Origin of the sequence: Acrocarpospora sp. B8E8 (assembly GCF_039871605.1) — a bacterium.
In the GTDB taxonomy this organism is placed as follows: domain Bacteria; phylum Actinomycetota; class Actinomycetes; order Streptosporangiales; family Streptosporangiaceae; genus Acrocarpospora; species Acrocarpospora macrocephala.
On sequence record NZ_JBDPLV010000156.1, the window covers coordinates 1 to 5705 of the forward strand.

General features: G+C 66.8%; 2 protein-coding genes and 1 tRNA gene. 1 reads left to right on the forward strand and 2 read right to left on the reverse strand.

Annotated features, from left to right (window positions below; genetic code table 11):
• Positions 1–85: 85 nt before the first annotated feature.
• A complete protein-coding gene (locus ABGB08_RS54045) occupies positions 86–2287 on the forward strand; it encodes a WD40 repeat domain-containing protein (RefSeq protein WP_347608227.1) in 2202 nt (733 codons plus the stop codon).
• A 501-nt stretch (positions 2288–2788) separates the two neighbouring features.
• Here ABGB08_RS54045 and ABGB08_RS54050 read toward each other — a convergent pair.
• A tRNA-Lys gene (locus ABGB08_RS54050) sits at positions 2789–2883 on the reverse strand.
• A 14-nt stretch (positions 2884–2897) separates the two neighbouring features.
• A complete protein-coding gene (locus ABGB08_RS54055) occupies positions 2898–5102 on the reverse strand; it encodes a TIM-barrel domain-containing protein (RefSeq protein WP_347608224.1) in 2205 nt (734 codons plus the stop codon).
• Positions 5103–5705 lie beyond the last annotated feature (603 nt).

Sequence of the window (5705 nt, forward strand, 5' to 3'; positions counted from 1 at the left end):
ATCCTCGTCGAGACCGAGCCGGGATTGTTCACCCAGCCGCGCCCATAGCCCGAACGGCGAGCCTCCGACCAGCCGACCTATCCCAATCCCATCGACAAAAGGGGCATCAGCTCGCGGAACGCACTCTGAGGAGGAGGTCGTCGAGGTCGCCCACGAAGCCTTGTTGCGCGACTGGGAACGATTGCGACGCTGGCTCCAGCGAGACGGCGACCTGCGTGAATGGAAGCACGCGACCGGCTTGGCCGACAAAGCATGGCGAGACAACAGCTGTGACCCCAGCTTGCTGATGCGCGGTCCTGTTCTCGCCCGAGCGGAAGAGATGGTCTCTTCCTATCCGGAGGATACCGGCACATTGCGAACGTTCATCGAAGAGAGCCGCAGGTCACAGGAGGTTGAGGAAGAACGTCGCCGTGAACTTGTCGATCGCGCGGAAGCTCTCCGGCTCGCGACCCTGGCCGATCTGGCTGGGCTCTCGTCGGATGGAGGCATTGTGGACAGTCTACTGCTCGGAATCTGCTCACTTCGCCGCATGCCCACGCCCGAAGCCCGACGTGCCTTGCAGAACAGGGTAGGTATTTCCACCATACTCCTCGCACAGTACCTCCATAGCGGCGCCGTGTGGGCGGTGGTGTATGCCCCGGATGGGATGGGGCTGGCTACTGGCGGTGAGGACGGGATGGTGCGGGTGTGGGACCTGGATAGTGGTCAGGAGGCCCGTCGGTTTCGGCACGACGGCGCTGTGAACGCGGTGGTGTATGCCCCGGATGGGATGGGGCTGGCTACTGGCGGTGAGGACGGGATGGTGCGGGTGTGGGACCTGGATAGTGGTCAGGAGATTCGTCGGTTTCGGCACGACGGCGCTGTGTGGGCCGTGGCGTTCGCAGGGGACGGGGTACGGCTGGCTACCGGCAGCGGTGACGGGATGGTGCGGGTGTGGGACCTGGACGGTGGTCACGAGACCCGTCGGTTCCGGCACGACGCTGCTGTGTGGGCGGTGGCGTTCGCAGGGGACGGGGTACGGCTGGCTACCGGGAGTGACGACGATACGGTGCGGGTGTGGGACCTGGACGGTGGTCAGGAGATTCGCCGGTTCAGACACGACGGCGCTGTGTGGGCGGTGGCGTTCGATCCGGATGGGACGCGGCTGGCTACCGGCAGTGACGACCGGACAGCGCGGGTATGGGACCTGGGCAGTGGGCAGGAGAGCCGTCAGTTGCCGGACGACGGGGCAGTGCGGGCGGTGGCGTTCGACCCAGATGGGGCGAGGCTGGCCACAGGCAGCGGTCACGGGCTGGTGCGGGTGTGGGATCTGGATGGTGGTCAGGAGGCTCGGCGGTTCCGGCACGACGGCACCGTGCGGGCGGTGGTTTATGCCCCCGATGGGACGCGGTTGGCCACAGGCAGCCGCGATGGGACGGTGCGGGTGTGGGAACTGGACGGTGGTCAGGCGATCACCCAGTTCCGACATGACGGGCCGGTGCGGGCAGTGGTTTATGCCCCCGATGGGACGCGGTTGGCCACAGGCAGCGGCGATGGGACTGCGCGGGTGTGGGACCTGAGCGGCGGTAAGGAGATTCGCCGATTCTCCGATAATGGGCCGGTGCGGGCGGTGGCGTTTTCCCCCGATGGGACGCTGGCCACAGGCAGCGGTGATGGGACGGTGCGGGTGTGGGATCTGGATAGTGGTCAGGAGATTCGTCGGTTTCGGCACGATGGCACCGTGTGGGCGGTGGCGTTTGCGCCGGACGGGGCTCGGCTGGCCACTGGCGGTGACGACGGGAAGGTGCTGGTCTGGGACCTGAGCGGCGGTCAGGAGATTCATCGGTTTCGGCACGACGGCGCTGCATGGGCGGTGGCGTTTGCCCCCGATGGGACGCTGGCCACAGGCAGCGGTGATGGGACGGTGCGGGTGTGGGATCTGGATAGTGGTCAGGAGATTCGTCGGTTTCGGCACGATGGCACCGTGTGGGCGGTGGCGTTTGCGCCGGACGGGGCTCGGCTGGCCACCGGCAGTTACGACGGGACTGTTCGGGTGTGGGACCTGAGCGGCGGTCAGGAGACCCACCGTTTTCGCCACGGCAACACCGTGTGGGCGGTGGCGTTTGCGCCGGACGGAGCTCGGCTGGCCACCGGCAGTTACGACGGGACTGTTCGGGTATGGGAGGTGGGACTTGAGGCGCTTATCGACCAGGCAAGAGCTCGGTTGACCCGGAATCTAACCAAGGAGGAATGGTTCCATTATATGCCCGGTGAGCCCTATCGAAAGTTCCGTGAAGATCTGCCCTAGCGCTGCTCAGCCCCGACGGGGTCGTCGGCCCAACCGGGGTGTATATGGTGGATTCAGAGAAACTCAATGCTCGGCGCTAACCGATGGGCAGAGCTAACAATTGACCCAACCGGAAGAGACAGAAGGCCCACTTCGCTTGCGCATCCGCACGTAAGTAGTCCTCCGATCAGAGGATCATGATTCAGAATAGCTCCAGCTCGGCGATGCCGTCCGATTCTCCACGCTGATCTTCAAGCTCGTAATACTCGGTCTCTGCTCCGCTTCCGCGAAGGAGATTGCACGCGTGGGGGCGGTACTGGATGGCGAGGCGCAGGAACTTCAGACCCGCGTCGCCGCCTAGTCCAGGGCATACGCATCGGGCGGACATTGGTTCTGGTCGCCACCAAAACGGTCATGACGACCCAACCCGCGCTGGCGAGCAAACGACGAGCAACCGCAAGATCCTCATGACGAGATTGGCCCGAGTCCGACAGACCACCCTACGATGAAACCCCAGGCCGGTGCCACCGGCCTGGGGTTTCCTTCTGTGCCGCCAGAAACTTGACCCCGCACACGCTGGTTAAGAGCCAGCTGCTCTAACCAACTGAGCTGGCGGCGCCGGGCGTGCGCCTCAGGGTGCGTCCGAGAAGATCGCTGCCAGGTCGGTCCAGCGTTCGGCGCGGCAGAGCACCGGGGGGTGTTCGATCGGGGCGGGTAGCGTGACCTCTCGGGCTCCCTGGTGTTCCGTTCCGGTCCACACGTCTACCCAGGCGCCTGCGGGCAGGTAGCCGGTGACCTGGTCGACGCCGGGTTCGGTGACCGGGATCACCAGGAGCGCGTCGCCCAGTTGGTACTGGAGTGGGAAGCGCCAGATCTCCGGGTCGGTGGGGTGGTCGAAGAACAGGCCGCGCATCAGGGGGGCGCCGCCGTGCACTGCGGCTCTCGCCTGTTCGGTGAGGTACTGCACTAGCCGCTCGCGCAGGTGCGCGAACGTGCGGAAGACCGGGATCACCCGGGGGTCGCCGGTGCGTTCGGCGATGTTCCACGGGGTGCGGTCGCCTTTGGGCTGGCGGTGGTGGTTGAACTCGGAGTGGTACTGCATGATCGGCATGAAGCAGGAGGTTCCGGCGGCGCGGAGGTAGAGCTCGCCGTCCGGGATGGGGCCGGAGAAACCCGCGATGTCCCAGCCCCAGTAAACGATGCCGCAGGCTGAGGCGGTGATTCCGGCGGTGATCGAGGAGCGGAAGGCGGTCCAGGTGGAGGCCTCGTCGCCGGCCCAGAAGGCGCCGTGTGCCTGGGAGCCGGTGAAGCCGGAGCGGCTGAACGTCACGGGGGGTTTGCCGCAGGAGCGGAGGAGGTCGCCGAAGGCGCGGGCGTAGTGGACGGGGACGAGGTTGTTGCCGTCTGAGCCGCGGCGGCCGTCGGCGTAGCGGAGGTCGTGGCCCCAGGCGTGTTCGCCGCCGTCGGTTTTGAAGCCGTCGATGTCCAGTTCTGCTACGAGGTAGCGGCGTTTGGCCGTCCACCAGTCGCGGATTTCCTGGGAGCTCAGGTCGGGCATCAGGGCGAGGGGGAACCACCAGCCTCTGTTGCGGTATGGGCGGCCGTCGGCTTCGCGGACGCCGTAGCCCTTCTCGACGAGTTGGCGGGCGTCGATGGCGGCCTGGCCGGTGGGGTGGGGGCGCATCTTCTGCAGGGGGATCTGCCAGAGGACGACCTTGATGTCCCTGGCGTGGAGTTCGTCGATCATGGCTTTGGGGTCGGGCCAGGGGGAGTTGGGCGCGAAGCTGTAGTCGGACCAGGTGTGGGGGTGTTCGGTGGGGGCGTATTGGGCGCCGCGGAACGCGGTGAAGGTGGACTCGTCGCTCCATGCCTCGATCACGAGGGCGCCGACGGGGATGTCCAGGTCGCGGTGCTGGTTCATTTCGGTGAGTACGCGGGCCTGGGTGTTCCACTCGTTGGCGCTGGCCCAGAGGCGGAACACCCACGAGGGGAGTTCTTCGGGCGCGCCGACGTCTTTGACGAACTGGGCGAGGATTTCGGTGGGGGAGCCTTCGTAGGAGCGAAGCGTGAGGTCGCCGCTTGTTTCCGCCTCGACGCGGAGGAGTCCTGGTTCGGAGGCGCCGACGTCGAACCAGACTCGTGCGGAGGTCTGCACGTGCCAACCGTGGCTGCCGTTTGGTCCGATCACGAAAAGGAACGGCATGGGCAGATAGGTGCGGCCCAGTGTTCCTTGGTTCTTGTACTGCTCGAACACCACCGCGTCGAGGGTCCGGCCCCGCTGGTCGACGGCGTCGAAACGCTCTCCAAAGCCGACCACGTGCTCGTCCGGATTTATCGTGATATCGAATCGCACCCGTAGGAGCCCGTCGCCGTCGTGCAGCCACCGGACGCTTCCCGGAACGACCCGATCGGCCCCTTCCAGGTTCCCGCCGCTCTCCCGCCAGCTCGCCGCCGTCACCACAAACCATCGTGAGGTACGGCTTGCGCCGTCGGCTGTCGCCGCCCGGAACCGGTAGGCGTACCGCGATCCGGCCCGCAGCACCGGCGACCGAACCGACCAGCTGCCCGCGGCCGCCGCCCTCGTGGCCTTGGCCTGAGCCGACGCGAGATGCCCGCCATCCCCGGCGCTCGTTCCTTCCGCGGCGGCGCTCGCCTTCTCCATGGGCAACTCGATCGGCGTCCCGTCGGCCACCCACTCGCACACCACGGCATCGACGTTCGCGGCCGCCCGCACCCGCAACTCCACGCTCTCCCCGTCAAGCGGCCGGGCGGGGACTCGCTGATCTTCTGTCTCGGCGTACGGATGCCCTGACCCCATCGGACGATGCCGGATCACGCGACCACTCCCAATTCATCCGCGAGCATCAAATACATCCCATGCGACCACAACAACGGATTGGCCACCGGCCCCCACCGCTCGACCCACTCCTGCCGACGCCCAGGCGCCAGCAACCGATCAGAAACCTGCTCCGGCAACTCCCCGTCAGCATCAGCCTGCGCCGCCATCCACCGCAGACACGCCATAGCCACTCCAGGCCTACCAGCGGCAACATGGTTCAACCCCAGGAACCCGGCGAGCAACACCCACCTTCCACCCCCGTAGAAGGTGTCCTCCAAATACCGATAGACCCCATAACCATCGGCCAGGGACTCCTCAACCGCCGCGACCGTCCCCACGGCTACCGGGTGGTCCGCCGAATAGAGCCCAAAAGGCTCAACACAAGCCAGCAAACTCCCATCAACCGCATCCGACCCCAGCCATTTGGTGAGGTGGGTTCTCCCACCCGCCCAGCCCTTTGTTTCCCCTCGGGCTCCGCCCGCCCCCGTCATCGCCGTGGTGGCCGGACGAATTGGCAGTCGCGGCATCGTGGTTCGGGGGGGGGGGGGGGGGGGGGGGGGGGGGGGGGGGGGGGGGGGGGGGGGGGGGGGGGGGGGGGGG